Annotated in this window: 2 protein-coding genes; both read right to left on the reverse strand. The window is 73.3% G+C overall.

Features of this window, described 5'->3' with window-relative positions:
• Positions 1–2: 2 nt before the first annotated feature.
• A complete protein-coding gene (locus tag NQK81_RS07595; RefSeq protein ID WP_257487649.1) occupies positions 3–8,735 on the reverse strand; it encodes a type I polyketide synthase in 8,733 nt (2,910 codons plus the stop codon).
• Positions 8,736–8,760: 25 nt separating this feature from the next.
• Entirely contained in the window at positions 8,761–19,749 is a 10,989-nt protein-coding gene (locus NQK81_RS07600; protein WP_257487650.1) for a type I polyketide synthase, read from the reverse strand.
• Between the last annotated feature and the right edge of the window lie 9 nt (positions 19,750–19,758).

Here is a 19,758-nt window from a genome sequence, read left to right on the forward strand (position 1 = left end):
GTTCACCTTCCGGTCCGGCTCGGGCGCTTGCGGAGCTTCGCGGTGCGGGCGCGGCGGCGTTCACCGCGCGCGGAGACGTCTTCGGCTGGCTCGGCGGCCACTTGGGGCGCGCCGGGTTCACCGAGGAGCGTGACGAACTCGGCGATGGTCGGTTTCTCGAACAGGCTCGCCGGGGCCAGTTCGACGCCGAACTCCTTGGCGACACGGCCGATCAGCACCAGGCCGATCAGCGAAGTACCGCCGAGGTCGAAGAACGGGTCGTGCACGCCGACCTGCTCCAGGCCGAGGCAGTCGCACCAGGCGGCGGCGACGCGTTCTTCGGCCGGGGTGCGCGGAGCGACGTACGCGGTGCGCAGATCGGGCCGCGGGTACCGCTCGCCGGTGGGGATCGCGGCGTCCGCGCCGACCAGCGCGTCAACCGAACCCATGCGGGCGAGCGCGGCCAGCACGTCGGCGAGCGGCAGCGGCAGCACGGTCACCAGCGGCTCGCCGGAGACGATGATCCGCGAGAGCAGTTCGGTGCCTTCTTCGGCGCCGATCCCGAACTCCTCGCGGAACTTGCGAGAGCCTTCCTGCGCTTCGGCGGAACCCGAGAGCCCGGACGCCGTCCAGGCATCGAGCTGCCAGGGCCCCCACGCGACCGACACGACCTGCTTCGCGGGACCGCGCCCGCCCGCCGAGGCCGAGGCGACCCCGTCGAGGAAGGCGTTGGCGGCGGAGTAGTCGATCTCGCCGACGCCGACGGTGAGCGTCACCGTCGAGGAGTACAGGACCAGCAGGTCGACCGGTTCGACGCGCAACGCCTCGGTCAGCGCGAGGGTGCCGTCGACCTTCGGTGCCAGCACCGCGGCCGCCTGTTCACGCGTCTTGTTCTGCAGCAGGCCACCACCGGCGATCCCGGCCGCGTGGACCACACCGTCGAGATAGCCGAAGTAACCGCGGACCTCCGCCAGCAGCGCCGCGGCCTCGCCGGGAGCACTGACGTCGGCGCGCAGGGTCAGGACGTCGGCGCCGAGGGCGCGCAGATCCCGGATCGCCAGCAGCACTTCGCTCGTGCGGTCGTCGACGCCGTGGTCTCGGATCCAGTCGTCCCAGGTCTCCTCCGGTGGCAGCTCGGACCGGCCGGCCAGCGCGAGGTTCACGCCCAGCGGCGCGAGCCGCCGGGCCAGCGCGAGGCCGAGGACGCCGAGCCCGCCGGTGATCAGGTAGGTCCCGCCGGGCTTCCAGGCCTGCGAGTCGTCGACCTCGGGCAGCTCGACGACGTCGAAACCGCGCAGCCAGCGGCGTCCGCCGCGCCAGGCGGCGACGGCGACTCCGTCGACTGTGTCCACTGTGGACGCCGCCAGGAGGTCGAGCTCGTGGAGTGCCTGGGCGACCTTGTCCCCGGCGCGGTCGAAGTCCACGTACTGCGCGTGGACCAGCGGATACTCGGCGGCGATCGCGTCGGCCGTGGCGGCGATGGTCGGGGCGAAGGTGTCGGTGGCGTCGCCGCCGAGGACGTCGAAACCGTTGCGTCCCAACGCGAGCAGATCGACACGGCGGCCGGCGCATTCGGCACCGATGGCCTTGCCGAGCTCCAAGAGGCTGTAGAAGCCGGATTCGAGGCCACTGGCGGTCAGCCCGAAAGCGTGCACGATCCGCAGCGGGCCGTCCCCGGCGAGCACCTGGCGATCCATCCCGGAGGCGACCGTGACGCGGTGCCCGGCGGCTTCCGCGGCGGCCGCGAAGTCGTCGGCGAAGGCACCCGGCTCGGCGAACAGGACAAGGTCGCCCGGCGTCGCGGAGACACGGCGAGTGGTGTCACGGTGCCACGTCGGGGTGTGCGCGGCCAGCCCCGCACGGGTCGGCGTCTCCGGTTCGGAGGCGGACATCTGGTTCAGCGACCAACCCGAACCGCGCGAAGCGACCTCGGGCCAGTAGCGCGTGCGCTGGAAGCGGTAGGCGGGCAGCGAGACGAACCGGCGGTCCGGTCCGGCGCCGTCCGCCCAGCCGATCTCGACGCCGTGCTCCCACAGCGCGCCGAGCGCGGTCAGCCAGGCACGCCGTCCGGCACCGGCCACCGGCTCCGGCAGCAGCGAGACCACCGGTGTCTGCGGCAGGTAACGTCCGGCCGCCTCGGCACCGGCGTCACCGAGACCCGCCTCGACGAGGACTCCGGCGTACTTCGCCAAGGCCAGCAGGCCGTCTTCGAAACGGTCGTCGGAGATCCGCCAGTGCGCCGGGTCCGCGGCCTCGGCGGCGGTGAGCACCGCGCCGGTCCGGGGCGAGATCACCGGCACCGTGGGCGTCCCCGCCCGCGGCACCGGTCCGCCGAGCGCGAGTTCGAGGCCTTCGGCGAGGCCGAACAATCCACCCGCGACGGCGGCCGCGCATTCGCCCGTCCCGCGTCCGAGTACCACGGCCGGTTCGAGTCCCCATGCGGTCAGCAGCCGGCAGAACGCGTACTCGACGGCGAAGACCACAGCTCGTTCGTCGGCCTCGGCCGTGCCGTAGAGCGCACCGAGGAGGTCGGCCCGGCCGTCCAGCAGGGCCGCGCATTCGTCGATCGCGGCACGGAAAGCGAGCTCCGTGCGGTACAGCTCATCGGTCGCGCCCTGCCACGCGCGGCGCGTGCCAGGAAGCAGGAGACCGAAGCGCCGCTTGTCGGTGACGGCCGAACCGCCGGTGACCGCGCGCAGGGCTGTGACCGCGTCGGCGTGGTCACACACCAGCACCGCCTTGCGCACCGAGAGCGCGCTGCGTCCGGCTTGGGTGGTGAAGGCGACGTCGGCGAGTTCGAGGTCGCCGGTCAGGTGGTCGGCCAGGGCCCCGGCGTTCGCGCGCAGCCCGGCTTCGCTCTGCCCGGACACCGTGAGCAGCTGCCATTCCGGGCCCGGCGCGGGCATCGGAGCGGGCGCCGCCTGGTCGAGGACGAAGTGGACGTTGGAGCCGGACCAGCCGAACGAGCTGACCCCCGCGCGCAGCACCCCGTCGGCGTTGGCCGGGAAGGGACGCGCTTCGGGGACCGGGCGGACCGTGCCGTCCACGGTGACGACCGAGTTCGGGGTACTCAGGTGCAGGTTGCCCGGCAGAGTGCCGTGTTCCAGCGACAGCACGGTCTTGATCAGCCCGGCCATCCCCGACGCGGCGAGCGTGTGGCCGACGTTCGTCTTGACGGCGCCGACGTAGAGCGGCTCGGGCGCGTTCCGTTCGCCGAAGATCTCGCCGAGCGCGGTGAACTCGATCGCGTCGCCCAGTTGCGTGCCGGAGCCGTGCGCCTCGACGTAGCCCACCTCGTCGGGCATGACCCCGGCGTCGGCGAGCGCCGCGCGGATGACCGCGTTCTGCGCCGCGCGGTTGGGTGCGGTGAGCCCGTTGCTGCGGCCGTCCTGGTTGGTCGCGGTGCCGCGGATGACCGCGCGTGTCCGTCCGCCCCGGCCGACCTCGCCCGCCCGGCGGAGCACCACGACGCCGCCGCCCTCGCCGATGACGTAGCCGTCGGCGCTCTCGTCGAAGGTCTTGGTGCGGCCGTCGGCGGCCAGCATGCTCATCTTGCAGGACTGGATGAACACGTCCGGGTTGATCATCGCCGAGGCCGCGCCGACGATCGCGATGTCGCATTCGCCGCGGCGGAGGCTCTGCACGGCGAGGTGCGCCGCGCTCAGCGCCGACGAGCACGCGGTGTCGACGGTCAGGCAGGGCCCACGCAAATCGAGCAGATGCGCGATCCGGCCGGCGGCCGCGGAAAGCGAGCTGCCGAGGCCGAAGTAGGGATCGTCGGCCGCGTCCATGCCGTCGGCTTCGAGCTGCCGCATGCTGTACTGCATGGTGTCGATCAGCCCGGCGAACACGCCCGTGCGGCTGCCGCGCAGTTCGTCGGCGGTGAGCCCGGCGTCCTCGATGCCTTCCCACACCAGCTCCATGAGCAGGCGGAAGGTCGGGTCGAGCCGCCGCGCCTCCTGCGGTGACAGGCCGAAGAACGCCGCGTCCCAGCCCGCGATGTCGTCGACGAACGCGCCCTGCTGCGTGTACGCCTTGCCCGGCGCGGTGCGGTCGGGGTCGTAGTAGTCAGCCGCGGTCCAGCGGTCCGGCGGCACCTCGCGGATCAGATCCTTGCCCTGGACCAGGTTTTCCCAGAACTTCTCCGGGCTGTCGCTGCCACCGGCGAAGCGGCAGGACAGACCGACGACGGCGACGTCCTGTCCGGCGGCGGCCGGTCCGGTGACGACGGTCCGCGTCTCCTGGGCCACGGGGGTGAGCGCGGCCAGCAGATGCGCGGCGAGCGCGGCCGGGGTCGCGTGGTCGAAGACCATCGTCGGCGGCAGCGCCAGCCCGGTCTCGGTGTTGATGCGGCCGCGCAATTCGATGGCGGTGAGCGAATCGATGCCCAGTTTCGTGAACTGCTGTCCCACCGGGGCACCGTCGGTGTGCCCGAGGACGGCGGCGGTGTGGGTCAGGACCAGTTCGGTGAGCACGCGTTCGCGTTCGGCCTCGGGCAGTCCGGCGAGCCGGTCTCGCCACGCGTCGGCGGCTTCGGCGCCTTCCTCGGCGCGGGCGGCTTCGGCCTCGGCGATGGCGACGACCTCGGGCAGGCCGGCCAGCAGCGGGCTCGGCCGCAGCGCGGCGAACGGCGGCGCGAACTTCTCCCAGGTCAGTTCGGCGACGGTCAGCGCGGTCTCGTCCCGATCGAGTGCCTGGCCGAGCGCGACCAGGCCGGTCTCCGGGGCCATGGCCGGAACGCCGAGACCGCTGAGCAGTTCGTCGAGGTCCGCGCCGACGCCCATGCCGACCTCGCCCCAGCGACCCCACGCGATCGACGTCGCGGGCAGCCCGTTCGCCCGGCGGCGTTGCGCGACCGCTTCGAGATGGGCGTTCGCGGCGCCGTACGCACTTTGGACCGCGTTGCCGATGGAGGCGGCGATCGAGGAGAACAGGACGAAGGCGTCGAGGTCGAGACCCTCGGTCAGCTCTTCGAGGTTGCGGGTCCCGGCGACCTTCGGGCGGAGGACGTCGGCGTAGCGGGCGCGGTCCATCGACTCGATGAGGCCGAGTTCGAGCACGCCGGCGAGGTGGAAGACCGCTCGGAGGTCGTCGCGGACCGGGTCGATGACGGCGGCGAGGGCGTCGCGGTCGGCGACGTCGCACGCGGCGATGGTGACACGCTCCCCGGCCAGTCCGGCCGCGCCGGGAGCGTCTTCTCCTTGACGGGAAACGAGAACGACGTGTTCAGCGCCGTGCTCGACCAGCCACCGGGTGACGATCCCGCCGAGTCCGCCGGTCCCGCCGGTGACGAGCACGGTGCCGCGCGGCTGCCAGGGCCGTTTGGGCTCAGCGAGATCGGCGTGGGCGAGCCGCCTGCCGAACGCGCCGGTGGCCCGGACGGCTACCTGGTCCTCACCGCGAGGACCGGTGAGGACGCCTCGCAGCAGGGCGACGGTCCGCTCCCCCGGTTCGGCCGGGACGTCGACGAGGCCGCCCCACGCCTGCGGGTTCTCCAGCGCGGCGGCCCGGCCGAAACCCCACAGCTGGGCCTGGGCCGGCGAATCCGGCGCGTCGTGGGCGCCGGTCGAGACCGCGCCGCGGGTGAGCGTCCACAGTGGACCTTGCGGATCGCGGGCGGCCAGCTCCCGCACCAGGGTCATCGTGGCTTCGGCGCCGAACGAGAGCCCGTCCCTCTCGGTCTCGTCGAGGGCCAGCAGGGATAGGATGCCGTCGAAGTTCTCGTCGGGCAGTTCCACCCGATCGGGCTGCTCGACGACGAGCCGCCGCACCTCGGCACCGGACAGGACTTCGGCGGCCGTCTCGATCCACGGGTGTTGCTGTGCCGAGGTGACGAGCAGCCAGCGTCCGGTGGCCGTGGTCGTCGCGGGGATGAAGGGCTGCCAGCGAACGTGGTAGGCCAGCGAAGCCGCTTCGGCCGACAGCGATCGGGCGCGGCGGTAGCGCGAGAGCGCGGGCAGGACGGTGCCGAGTGGCGCTTCGACGTCGGACAGCTTCAGCTCGGCGGCGAACTCGCCGACGTCACCGGCTTCGACGACCGACCAGAACCGGCTGTCTTCGGTGGAGACCACGCCCACGCCAGGGTCTTCCAGCCAGAAACGCTTGCGCTGGAAGGGATAGGTCGGCAGGGTGACGATCCGCGCGCCGCTGCCGCCGAGGTAGGCGGCCCAGTCGACGCGGGCGCCGTGGGCGTGGAGCTGCCCCAGCGCGGTGACGAGCGTGGCGGCCTGGTCGCGGTCCTTGCGCTGAGCCGCGGCGAAAACCGCCCCTTCCGGCAGGACCGAGCGACCCATCGGCGTGAGCGCGGCGTCCGGGCCGAGTTCGAGGAAGGTCGTGACGCCTTGGCCGTGCAGGGTTTCCACCGCGTCGGCGAACCGGACGGTGCCGCGGACGTGCTCGGCCCAGTACGCCGGATCCGTGAGCCGGTCGGCGATCTCCCCGGTCAGGGTCGAGACGACGGGAATCGTGGGCTGGTGGAAGGTCAGGGTCCGCGCGACGTCCGTGAAGCCGGCGAGCATCGGCTCCATCAGCGCCGAGTGGAAGGCGTGGGACACCGGAAGCCGGGTCGTACGGCGGCCCGGGAAGCGTTGCGCGACAGCGGTGGTCGCCGCCTCGGCGCCGGACAGGACGACGGCACGGGGGCCGTTGACCGCCGCGAGGGCGACCTCGGCCGAGAGGTACGGGCGGACCTCGTCTTCGGCCGCCTCCAGCGCGATCATCGCGCCGCCCTCGGGCAGTGCCTGCATGAGACGGCCGCGAGCGGCGACCAGACGGGCGGCGTCCTCCAGCGAGAGCACCCCGGCGACGTGGGCGGCCGCGATCTCGCCGACCGAGTGCCCGGCGACGAAGTCGGGGGTGACCCCCCAGGAGGCGACGAGCCGGAAGAGCGCGACCTCGAACGCGAACAGGGCGGGCTGGGCGAACTCGGTGCGGTCCAGACGCGCGGCGTCGGTACCGAAAACGACGTCCCGGACGCCGGGCAGGTGTGCGCAGGCTTCGTCGAAGGCCTCGGCGAACACCGGGAAGCATTCGTGGAGGCGGCGGCCCATGCCGAGCCGCTGTGCGCCTTGGCCGGTGAACAGCACGGCCAGCCGTCCGGCGGTGTCGCTGCCGGTGACCGTGCCCGCTTCGCCGCCCGCGAGGGCGCGGAGACCGGCGGCCAGTTCGGTGCGGTCGGCCCCGGTGACGACCGCGCGGTGCTCCATGGCGGCGCGGGTGGTGGCCAGCGAGAGCGCGACGTCGACCGGTTCGGCACCGGATTCGTCCACAGTGGACAGGAGGGCCGCGGCCTGCGCGCGGACGGCGGCGGGCGAGGCGCCGGACAGCACGTACGGGACCACCGGCGGCGCCGCGATCTCGCGCTCCCCGAGGGATTCTTCGGCGGGCTGCTCCAGGATGACGTGCGCGTTGGTTCCGCTGATCCCGAACGACGACACCCCGGCGCGGCGCGGCCGGTCCGTCGCGGTCCACGGGCGGGCCTCGGCGAGCAGTTCCACCGAGCCGGCGGACCAGTCCACGTGCGGTGAGGGCGCGTCGACGTGCAGGGTCGCGGGCAGCGTGGCGTGGCGCATCGCCTCGACCAGCTTGACGATCCCGGCGAGACCGGCGGCGGCCTGGGTGTGGCCGATGTTGGACTTCACCGAGCCCAGCCACAGCGGGGTTTCGCGGTCGCGACCATAGGTGGCCAGCAGCGCCTGTGCCTCGATCGGGTCGCCCAGCGCGGTCCCGGTGCCGTGTGCCTCGACGACGTCCACGGTGGACGCTTCGATCCCGGCGTTCGCCAGCGCGGCGCGGATCACGCGTTGCTGCGACGGGCCGTTCGGGGCGGTCAGGCCGCTGGAGGCGCCGTCGGAGTTGACCGCGCTGCCGCGGACGAGCGCGAGGACCGGATGGCCGTTGCGGCGCGCGTCGGAGAGCCGCTCCAGCACCAGCATCCCGGCGCCCTCGGCCCAGTTGGTGCCGTCGGCGGCGGCCGCGAACGGCTTGCAGCGGCCGTCCGGCGCGAGCCCCCGCTGCCGCGAGAACTCGACGAACGCGCCCGGCGTCGCCATCACCGTGACCCCACCGGCCAGCGCCAGCGTGCACTCCCCCGACCGCAGCGCGCGGGCCGCGAGGTGGACCGCGACCAGCGAAGACGAGCACGCCGTGTCGATCGACACCGACGGCCCTTCGAGGCCGAGCGCGTAGGAGACGCGGCCCGACACGACGCTGCCGGAGGTGCCGATGCCGAGGTAGCCCTCGTGTTCTTCCGGTAGCGCGGTCAGTCGCGACGCGTAGTCGGTGAACCCGACCCCGGCGAACACCCCGGTGGCGCTGCCCTTGAGCGACAGCGGATCGATCCCGGCCCGCTCGACGGCCTCCCACGCCGTCTCCAGCAGCAAGCGCTGCTGCGGGTCGGTCGCCTCGGCCTCGCGCGGCGAGATGCCGAACAGCTCGTTGTCGAACTCCGCGGCGTCGTGCAGGAATCCGCCCTCGCGGACGTAGCTGGTGCCGGGCACGGACGGGTCGAGGTCGTGGATCGCGTCGGTGTCCCAGCCGCGGTCGGCCGGGAACGGCGAAATCGCGTCGCCACCGCCGTCCACCAGCTCCCACAGCTGCTCCGGGGTGCGGACACCGCCGGGGAACCGGCAGCTCATCGCGACGATGGCGATGGGCTCGGTCTCCTTCTCCCGCGCGTCCGCCAGCTCGCGGCGGCTCTCCCGCAGGTCGGCCGCCATCCGCTTGAGGTAGTCGACGTACTGCTCTTCCGAAGGCATGTCACGGCTCCTGAATGGATGAGGGTCAGCGCGGGCCGAATTCGTCGTCGATCAGCGCGAGGAGGTCGTCCGGCGAAGCGGCGTCGAGATCGGCGTGCGCGGGTTTCTTCGCCGCCCAGGCCGACAGCAGCCGCTTCAGCCGTCCGTCGATCTCCGGGTCGCCGGGGTCGGCCCCGTCGAGCAGGGCTTCGAGCCGGGTGATCTGCTCGGTCACCGCGTCGGCCGCGCCGGTCTCGGGGGCGAGTTCGGTCTGGAGGTACTTCGCCAGCGCGTCGGGCGCCGGATAGTCGAAGACGACCGTCGCAGGCAGGGTGAGGCCGGTCGCGGCGGCCAGCGCGGTCCGGAACTCGACGGCGGTGAGCGAGTCGAATCCGAGGTCGAGGAAGCCACGGCCGGGGGCGATCGCGGCGGCCCCGGCGTGCCCGAGGACGGCCGCGGCCTGCCCGCGCACCAGGTCGAGCAACGCGCGTTCCTGCTCCGCTTCGGCCAGTCCGGCGAGTTTGACGCGCAGCGCTCCGGCGTCGGCGGCCGCGGCGGTGCGACGGACCGCGGGAACCAGGTCGCGCAGGACCGGCGGGAGTTGCCCGGCCGCGGCGGCGTCGGCGAGACCGGCCTTGTCGAGCTTCACCGGGACCGACACGGCCACGTCCGCGGCCAGTGCCGCGTCGAACAGGGCCAGCCCTTCGTCGACACCGAGCGCGGGGAAACCGTTGCGGCTCAGGCGTTGCCCGGCCTGAGTGCCGAGCGCGCCGCCCATGCCGTCCGCCCAGCGGCCCCAGGCCAGCGAGCGGGCGGGCAGGCCGAGTGCCCGGCGGTGCACGGCGAGACCGTCGAGGAAGGCGTTGGCGGCTGCGTAGTTGCCCTGGCCCGCGTTGCCGAAGACCCCGGCTGCCGAGGAGAACAGGACGAACGCCGCGAGTTCGTGCCCCTTGGTCAGCTCGTGGAGGTGCCAGGCGGCGGCCTTGGGACCGAACACGGTGGCGAGCCGATCCGGGGTGAGCGCACCGACGAGACCGTCGTCGAGGACACCCGCCGCGTGCACGACGCCGGTCAGCCGCGGGATCCCGGCCAGGAGGCGTTCGACGGCGGCACGATCGGCGACGTCGCAGGCTTCGACGCGGACGTTCGCGCCGAGAGCCTGGAGTTCGGCGGCCAGCTCGGCCGCGCCCGGGGCATCGGGACCGCGGCGGCTGGTGAGCACCAGTTCCGTGACGCCGTGCGCCCGCACCAGGTGCCGCGCGAGGTGGGCGCCGAGCCCGCCGGTGCCGCCGGTGACGAGCACCGCTCCCCCGGCCAACGCCGGGGTCTCCGTGGTGCGAGCCCGCACCAGTGTGAGCTTCGGCGCGTAGAACCTGCCTTCTCGCACCAACAGTTGGTCTTCGCCGGTGGCCAGCGCCTTGCCGAGGAGCGTGGTGTCACCGTCGCCGTCGACGAGGACGAACCGGCCCGGATGCTCCGACTGCGCCGCGCGCACCAGCCCCCAGACCGCGGCGGCTGCCGGATCCGCACCGTCCTCTTCGGACAGTGCGACGGCGCCGGCGGTCAGGACGACCAGCCGGGTGCCGGTGTACGCCGGGTTCTGGAGCGCGGCGAGCACGGTCGCCGTGGCCGATCGTGCCGCGTCGGCCACGTCACCGGCCGGTTCGGCGAGTTCCAGTACCACCGCGTCGGGCAGCTCGGCGCCGACGTCTTCGAGACGAGCCCAGGACACTTCGCCGTCACCCGCCCGGACCGGCGACCAGACGATCCGGTGCAGCGACTCGCTCGGTGCGGTCACCGCGGCCGGGCGCTCCCCGAAGGTCACCTCGGCCGACAGCACCGGAGCGCCCGCGAGATCGAAGATCGCCAGCTCCCCCGCCGGGCTCAGATGCGCCCGGACGGTGGTGGCGCCGGTGGCGTGCAGGGTCACGTTCCGCCAGGCGACCGGCCAGCCGTGTCCGGCCAGGACCGGGTCGAGCAGGCTCGGATGCAGGCCGTACAGCTGCGCGGAGTCGTCCGGCAGGGTCAGCTCGGTCAGCGGCCCGTCCGGGACCGGCGGCGCCTGGGCCGGGGTGGTGACCAGGAATCCGGTTCCGTGCCGCTGCCAGCCCTGTCCGGCGCGGGTGTGGATCGAGACCGGGCGGCGGTCGTCGCTCTCGGCACCGACGGCGACCTGGACCTCGCGGTCCCCGGTCAGCGGTGCCTCGACCGCGAATTCGGCCAGCGTGCCCGCGCCTGCCTCGTCGCCGGCGCGGATCGCCAGCTCCACCAGCAGCGTGTCCGACGGGTCAGCGGGCAGGACGCCGGTGCACAGGACCGAACCGTCGTCCGCCGACGTAACGGCGTTGGCCAGTACCGGATGGCGCAGGCCGCCGGCGACCCGCGCCACGGCGGGTTCGCGCAGCCAGTACCGCTCGTGCTGGAAGGCGTAGGTCGGCAGGTCGACGACACGCGGTTTCGCGGGGGCGAAGAACGCGGCCCAGTCGATGTCGATCCCTCGGACGTGCAGGCGGGCCAGCGCGGTGACCGCTGTCGCCGGCTCGTCCTTGTCGTCGCGCAGGGCGGGGATCGCCTCGCCGGATCCCGCGGCCAGCGCCGAAAGCACCGCCGCCGGGCCGATTTCGAGGTACGTGGTCACGTTTTCGGCCGAGAGCGCGGCCAGCGTGTCGGCGAACCGGACCGGTTCCCGCACGTGCCGCACCCAGTACGCGGGGTCGGTCAGCTCGGTGGCGACGGCGCCGGTGACGGCCGAGACGACCGGGATCGACGGGTCGGCGTAGGTCAGGCTCCGCGCGACTTCCGCGAAGTCGTCGAGCATCGGGTCCATGAGCGGCGAGTGGAACGCGTGGGAGACGTCGAGCCGCTTCACCTTTCGGCCACGGGCTTCCAGCGCCGACGCGGCCGCGCGCACCGGTTCCTCCGCGCCCGAGAGCACGACGGCGTCCGGGCCGTTGACCGCCGCGACGGCCACGCCGAATTCGGCGACCTCGGCCTCGGTGGCCTGCACGGCGACCATCGCGCCGCCTTCGGGCAGCGCCTCCATCAGCCTGCCTCGCGCTTCGATCAGCTTCGCCGCGTCTTCCAGCGAGAACACGCCCGCGACGTGCGCGGCGGCGATCTCGCCGATCGAATGCCCGGCGAGGAAGGCCGGGCGCACGCCCCACGACTCGAAGAGCCGGTGGAGCGCGACCTCCAGGGCGAAGATCGCGGGCTGGGCGGTCCCGGTCCGGCTCAGGTCACCGTCGAGCCGGAGCAGCGCGGCGATCTCGTCGTAGGCCTCGGCGAAGGCGGGGAAGGCTTCGTAGAGCCCCTGACCCATGCCTTCGCGTTGAGAACCCTGTCCGGTGAACAGGAAGGCGAGGCGGCCGGACGCGGGTTCGCCCGAAGCCAGGGTCCGCAGGCCCGCGCCGGGCTCGCCGACGACGACCGCGCGGTGCTGGTGGTGGGTGCGAGTGGTGGCGAGCGAGTAACCGGCGTCGACGGTCAAGTCCACTGTGGACACTCGGGAAGTCTGCGCGGCCAGTGCCTCCGGCGTGCGTCCGGAGACCACCAGCGGTACCACGGGCAGCGTTCCCGAAGGCTCTGGCTCGGGTTCGGCCGGGGCCTGTTCGAGGACGACGTGGGCGTTGGTGCCGCTGATACCGAACGACGACACCCCGGCGCGGCGCGGGCCGCCGGTCTCGGGCCACGGCGTCCGCTCGGTGAGCAGCGAGATGTCACCCGCCGTCCAGTCGACGTGGGGCGTCGGCTCGTCCACGTGCAGGCTCGCCGGGACGATCCCGTGGTTCATCGCTTCGACCATCTTGATGATCCCAGCGACCCCGGCGGCGGCCTGCGTGTGGCCGATGTTCGACTTGACCGAACCGAGCAGCAGCGGCCGCTCACGGCCCTGGCCGTAGGTCGCGAGCAGGGCCTGTGCCTCGATCGGGTCGCCGAGCGGCGTGCCGGTGCCGTGCGCCTCGACGACGTCCACAGTGGACGCTTCGACCCCGGCGTTCGCCAGCGCCGAGCGGATCACGCGCTGCTGCGAAGGTCCGTTCGGGGCGGTGAGCCCGTTGGACGCGCCGTCCTGGTTGACCGCGGAGCCCTTGACGACCGCGAGGACACGGTGCCCGTTGCGGCGGGCGTCGGAAAGTCGTTCCAGCACCAGGATCCCGACGCCTTCGGCCCAGTTGGTGCCGTCGGCGGCCCCGGCGAACGGTTTGCAGCGGCCGTCGGGGGCCAGCCCGCGCTGCCGCGAGAACTCGACGAACATGTCGGGCGAGGCCATCACGTTGACGCCGCCCGCCAGCGCCAGCGTGCACTCCCCCGACCGCAGCGACTGCGCGGCCAGGTGCACGGCGACCAGCGAAGACGAGCAAGCGGTGTCGACGGAGACGGCCGGGCCTTCCAGTCCCAGCGAGTAGGCGACGCGGCCGGAGACGACGCTGCTGAAGGACGCGGTGCCGAGGAAACCCTCCACCTGCTCGGGAATCGCGCTCAGCCGCGAGATGTAGTCGTTGGACAGGGCGCCCGCGAAGACCCCGGTGCTGGTGCCGCGCAGGGACGCCGGATCGATCCCCGCCCGCTCCAGCGCCTCCCACGCGGTCTCGAGCACCTGGCGCTGCTGCGGGTCGATGGCCAGCGCCTCGCGCGGCGAGATCCCGAAGAACTCGGCATCGAAGTCGCCCGCGTCGTAGAGGAAGGCGCCTTCGGACGCGTAGGTGGTGCCGCGGTGATCGGGGTCCGGATGGAACAGCGAGTCCAGCGGCCAGTCGCGGTCGGCCGGGAAGTCCCCGACGCCGTCGCGGCCTTCGGCGACCAGCTGCCACAGCTCCGCCGGTGAGGTGACCTCGCCCGGATACCGGCAGCCCATGCCGACGATGACGACCGGGTCGTCGTGGGTACCGGCCCCGGTCGTGGTGGGGGTGACCGCGACCGGGGCCGGCGTCTCGTCCCCGACGAGTTCGCCGCGCAGGAATACCTTCAGCGCGTCGGGCGTCGGGTGGTCGAAGACGAGCGTCGCGGGCAGCCGGAGACCGGTCGCGGCGCCGAGACGGTTGCGCAGTTCGACCGCGGTGAGCGAGTCGAAGCCGATTTCGTTGAACGCGCGGGTCGCGGCGATCCCGGCGGCGTCGGCGTGCCCGAGGACCAGCGCGACCTCGCGGCGCACCAGGTCCAGCAGCAGCTCGTCCCGGTCCGGCGCGGGCAGCCCGGCGAGTTCGCGCCGCAGTTCGCCCGCCTGCTCGGCGGTGGCGGTCTTGGCCTTGGCCCGGCCGGAACCGCCGACGAGCGCACGGATCAGCGGGGAGATCGGGGCGTCGCTGCCGCGCACGGTCGCACGGTCGAACTTGAGGCCGAGCAGGACGGCGTGGTCGAGGCCGACCGCGCGGTCGAACATCGCCAGGCCCTCTTCGGGGTCGATCGGCGGGAAACCGCTACGGCGCATACGTTCTTCGCCCGCGTCGCCGAGCTCGCCCTTCATTCCGCCGGACCACAGGCCCCACGCGACCGACTGCGCGGCCAGTCCTTCGGCGCGACGCCGGGTGGCGAGGCCGTCGAGGAAGGCGTTGGCGGCGGCGTAGTTGCCCTGACCGGGGTTGCCGAGCACGCCGGCGGCGGAGGAGAACTGGACGAACCAGCGCAGTGGGAGATCCGCGGTCAGCTCGTGCAGATGCCAGGCGGCGTCGGCCTTCGGGGCGAGGACGCGGTCGAGACGTTCGGGGTTCAGCGCGTCGATCGGGGCGTCGTCGAGGACGCCGGCCGCGTGGACCACGGCGGTGAGCGGATGCTCGGCCGGGATCGAAGCGAGCAGCGCGGCGACGGCTTCGCGGTCCGCGCTGTCGCACGCGGCGATGGTGACGGTCGCGCCCAGCGCGGTCAGCTCTTCGGACAGCTCGGTCGCGCCGGGAGCGTCCGGGCCGCGGCGGCTGGTCAGGAGCAGATGCCGGACGCCGTACCCGGCGATGAGGTGCTTGGCGAGCATCGCGCCGAGGCCACCGGTGCCGCCGGTGATCAGGACGGTGCCGCCGAGCTCCGGCCCGCGCGGGATGGTGAGCACGACCTTGCCGATGTGCTTGGCCTGGCTGAGCAGCCGGAACGCCTCCGGCGCCCGGCGGACGTCCCAGACGTGACGCGGCAACGGCTTCAGCACACCGCTCGCGAACAGCTCGAGCACTTCGGCCCACATACGGAAGAACTGCCCGGGACCGGCTTCGATGAGGTCGTAGGGCCGGTAGAGCACACCGGGGTGCCGCGCGGCGACCTCGCCGGGGTCGCGCAGTCCGGCCTTGCCCATCTCCAGGAACCGGCCGCCGCGCGGCAGCAGCCGCAGGGAGGCGTCGACGAAGTCACCGGTGAGCGCGTCGAGGACGACGTCGACGCCGCGGCCTTCGCTGGTGGTGAGGAAGTGCTGTTCGAAGTCGAGGGTGCGGGAGTTGGCGACGTGGCCGTCGTCCAGCCCGGCTTCGCGCAGCACGTGCTGTTTGGCGGGGCTGGCGGTGCTGTAGACCTCGGCGCCGAGATGCCGGGCGATCTGGATCGCCGCCATGCCGACGCCGCCGGCGCCCGCGTGGATCAGGACGGACTCCCCCGCCTGCAACCCGGCGAGTTCCTTGAGGCCGAAGTAGGCGGTGAGGAACACCAGCGGCACGGACGCGGCTTCCTCGTCGGTCCAGTTCTCGGGGATGCGGGCGCACATCGAGCGCTGCGCGGTGGTGATGGAGCCGATGCCGCCGATCGCGACGCCCATCACGCGGTCGCCGGGGGCGAGATCGTCCACTTCGGACCCGGTTTCCAGGACCACACCGGCGATCTCGTTGCCCAGCGGTCCGGGTTCGCCCTCGAACATGCCGAGGACGTTGAGCGCGTCGCGGAAGTTGAGGCCCGCGGCGGCGACGGCGACCCGGATGTGCCCGGGCGCCAACGGTTCCAGGGCTTGGGGGCAGGGTTCGAGCCGCAGTTCCTCCAGCGTTCCGCGGGCGGCCATGCCGAGGCGCCACGCGGGTTCGGCGGGCGGGCTGAGCTCGTCGGCACCGGGCACGGGGCCGAGCCGGAGCGCGGCGAACCCGCCGTCGCGCAAGGTCAGCTGGGGTTCACCGGTCGCCAGCGCGGCGGCGAGTTCCGTTTCGGTCAGGTCGCCGGTCTCGGTGTCGACGAGGACGACCCGGCCGGGGAGTTCGCTCTGCGCCGAGCGGCCGAGGCCCCAGACCGCGGCGGCGGCCGGGTCGACGCGGCCCGGGCCGATGGCGGCGCAGGTGACGAGGACGAGTTTCGCGGCGGCGAACCGGTCTTCGGTGGAGAACTGCTGCAGGACGGCGAGGACCTCACGGGTGGCGATGCGGGCGCCCGCCGGGTCGGTGAACACCGGGAGCACGACCACCGGCGGCACGGCTCCACCGCCGACCCGCCCGTGATAGGCCCACTCGACCGGTGACGGCTCGGCCGGGGTGGGCACCGGCGTCCAGTCGAGGCGGAACAGCGAGTCGAGACCGGGGGCCGTGGCGGTGACGGGGGCGAGTTCGCGCAGGGTCAGGGAGCCGATGGTGACGACCGGTGCGCCCGTGCCGTCGGCGGCGCGCAGGGTGACGGCGCCGGACGGTCCCGGCGTGAGCTTCAGCCGCAGCGCGGACGCGCCGGTGGCGTGCAGCGTGACGTCCTGCCAATGGAACGGCAGCTTGGCGCCGCTCGCTTCCCCGGCCAGCAGGCCGATGGCGTGCAGACCGGCGTCCAGGAGCGCGGGATGGAGGCCGAAGCGCTCGACGTCGGCCTTCGCGGTGTCTTCCGGCAGCGCGGTCTCGGCGAAGATCTCCTCGCCCAGCCGCCAGGCGGCCTTGAGTCCTCGGAAGACCGGGCCGTATTCCAGTCCGGCGGCGGCGAACACCGGGTAGACGTCGGCGACGTCGATCGAGACGGCGTCGCGGGGCGGCCACTCGGCGAGGTCGAAAGCGGCGGGCGGAGCCTGTGGCGCCAGGGTTCCCGAACCGTGCAGCGTCCAGGAACCCTCACCCGAGCGGGAGTACACGGCGACGGCACGACGGCCGCTCTCGTCCGGCCCGGCCAGGACCACCTGGACGTCCAGCGGACCCGCCAGCACCATCGGCTCGCGCAGGGTGAGCTCTTCCAGGTGCGCGCAGCCGGCTTCGTCACCGGCCCGCAGCGCGAGCTCGACCAGGGCCGTACCGGGCACGATGACGGTCCCCGCGACCGCGTGGTCGGAAAGCCAGGGATGGGTGGACGGCGAGATCCGGCCGGTCAGCACGACCCCGGCGCCGTCGGCGAGCGGAACCGCCGCGCCCAGCAGCGGGTGGGCGGCGTCGGCCAGGCCGAGCCCGCCCGGGTCGCCCGCGCCGCGGCCGCCACGGAGCCAGTAGTTCTCGCGCTGGAACGGATACGTGGGCAGATCGACCGTGCGGGCCCCGGTGCCGTCGTAGAACGCGATCCAGTCGACGCGGGCTCCGCGGACGTGCAGTTCGGCGAGCGCGGTCATCGCCGTCCGGGCTTCGGGGCGGTCCTTGCGCAGCACCGGGACGACGAGGGTGCCTTCGGGCGGCAACGTCCGCGCGGCCATCCCGGCCAGCACCGCGTCCGGGCCGATCTCGACGAACCGGGAAACCCCTTCTCCGCGCAGGAACCCGACGCCGTCGGCGAACCGCACCGGCTGCCGGACGTGCCGAGGCCAGTAACCGGGCACGGTGACCTCGTCGGGACCGGCGAGGCGGCCGGTCACGTTGGACACCACCGGGATCGACGGCGTCCCGTGCGGGATCTCCTCGGCGATGGCACCGAATTCGGCGAGCATGCCGTCCATCCGCGCGGAATGAGACGCGTGGGAGATGTTGAGCCGCTTGATCTTCCGGCCACGTTCGGCGAATTTCGCCGCGAGGGCCTCGGCGGCGGCTTCCTCGCCGGAGACGACGACCGAGTCGGGGGCGTTGAGCGCGCCGATCTCCAGGCCGTCGGTCAGTTCGGCGGCGACCTCCTCCTCGGTGGCCTGGATGCCGATCATCGCGCCGCCCGGCGGCTGGGCCTCCATCAGACGTCCGCGCGCGGTGATCATCCGCGCGGCACCGGTCAGATCCCAGACTCCGGCGACATGGGCGGCGGCCACTTCACCGGCGGAGTGTCCGACGACGTAGTCCGGGTGGACGCCCCACGACTCCAGCAGCCGGAAGAGCGCGACCTGCACGGCGAACATCGCGGGCTGCGCGAAGGTCATCCGGTCGAGCAGCTTCTGGTCGTCGCCGAAGACGACGCCTGCCAGCGGACGGTCGAGGTGCGGGTCGAGCGCGGCGCACGCCTCGTCGAAGGCGGCGCGGTAGGCGGGGAAGGTGTCGTACAGCTCCCGGCCCATGCCGCAGCGCTGGGAACCCATACCGGAGAACAGGAACGCGGTGCGCCCGAGCAGCGGTTCGCCGGTGACGACCCCCGGAGCGGGCTCTCCCCCGGCGAGCGCGGTCAGCCCGGCGGTGAGGTCTTCCCGGGTGCTCCCGACGATCGCGGCACGCGACTCCAGCGCGGTCCGGGTGGTGGCCAGCGACCAGCCGAGATCGAGCGGGTCGACAGTGTCCACTATGGACAGAAGTTGCGCGGCGGCCGCCTTCAGCGCGGCCGGGCCACGAGCCGAAAGAGACCACGTCTGGACGGCGGGCGGAGTCCGTTCCGGTTCGCCCTCGTCCGCGGGGGCCTGCTCCAGGATGACGTGCGCGTTGGTGCCGCTCATGCCGAAGGACGACACCCCCGCGCGGCGCGGGCGGTCGCCGGTCTCCCACGGCCGGGGTTCGGTGAGCAGTTCGACGGCTCCGGCCGTCCAGTCGACGTGCGGCGAGGGCTCGTCGACGTGCAGGGTGCGGGGCAGCACGCCGTGCCGCATCGCCTCGACCATCTTGATGATCCCGGCGACCCCGGCGGCGGCCTGGGTGTGCCCGATGTTCGACTTGACCGAACCGAGCCACAGCGGGTTCTCCCGCTCGCGGCCGTAGGTGGCCAGCAGCGCCTGCGCCTCGATCGGGTCGCCGAGGGTCGTGCCGGTGCCGTGCGCCTCCACGGCGTCGACGTCGGCGGCGGTCAGTTTCGCGTTCTTCAGCGCGGCACGGATCACGCGTTGCTGGGCCGGGCCGTTGGGCGCGGTCAGGCCGTTGGACGCGCCGTCCTGGTTGACCGCCGTTCCCCTGAGCACGGCCAGGATCCGGCGCCCGTTGCGGCGCGCGTCGGACAGCCGCTCCAGCAGGAGCATGCCCGCGCCCTCACCCCAGCCGGTGCCGTCCGCGCCGGCGGCGAACGCCTTGCAGCGCCCGTCCGGCGCCATCCCGCGCTGACGCGAGAACTCGACGAACGTCTCCGGCGTGGCCATCACCGTGACGCCGCCCGCCAGCGCGAGCGAGCACTCCCCCGACCGCAGCGCGTGCGCCGCGAGGTGGACCGCCACCAGCGACGACGAGCACGCCGTGTCGATCGTGACCGCCGGGCCTTCCAGCCCGAGGGTGTAGGAGAGCCGCCCCGACAGCACGCTGTTGGACGAGCCGGTGCCGAGAAACCCTTCGACCTCTTCGGATCCGCCGTCGAACCCGGAGACGTACTCGGTGCGCATGGCACCGGCGAACACCCCGGTGGCGCTGCCCTTCAGCGCCGCGGTGTCCAGCCCGGCCCGTTCGAAGGTCTCCCACGTGACCTCCAGCAGCAACCGCTGCTGCGGGTCCATCGCGAGCGCTTCCCGCGGCGAGATCCCGAAGAAGCCGGCGTCGAACTCCCCGGCGTCATGCAGGAATCCGCCCTGGTCGCTGTAGCTGGTGCCCCGGTGTTCCGGGTCCGGGTGGTAGAGCCCGTCGGTGTCCCAGCCCCGGTTCGCCGGGAATCCCGTCATCCCGTCCCCGCCGCCGTCGACGAGGTCCCACAGTCCTTCCGGCGAGGTGACCCCGCCCGGGAACCGGCAGGCCATACCGATCACGGCCAGTGGTTCCGAGCCGCTCTCCTCGGCCTCGCGCAGCCGGCGCCGCGTCTCGCGCAGTTCGGCGGTCAGTCGCTTGAGGTAGTCGAGCGTCCGCTCGTCGGTGGTCATGACGGTGGT

Origin of the sequence: Amycolatopsis roodepoortensis (assembly GCF_024628825.1) — a bacterium.
Taxonomy (GTDB): domain Bacteria; phylum Actinomycetota; class Actinomycetes; order Mycobacteriales; family Pseudonocardiaceae; genus Amycolatopsis; species Amycolatopsis roodepoortensis.

Bases quoted from the DNA above. Each gene is read 5' to 3' on its own strand.
- NQK81_RS07595 (WP_257487649.1), bottom strand. From the start codon at position 8,735: ATGCCTTCGGAAGAGCAGTACGTCGACTACCTCAAGCGGATGGCGGCC.
- NQK81_RS07600 (WP_257487650.1), bottom strand. From the start codon at position 19,749: ATGACCACCGACGAGCGGACGCTCGACTACCTCAAGCGACTGACCGCC.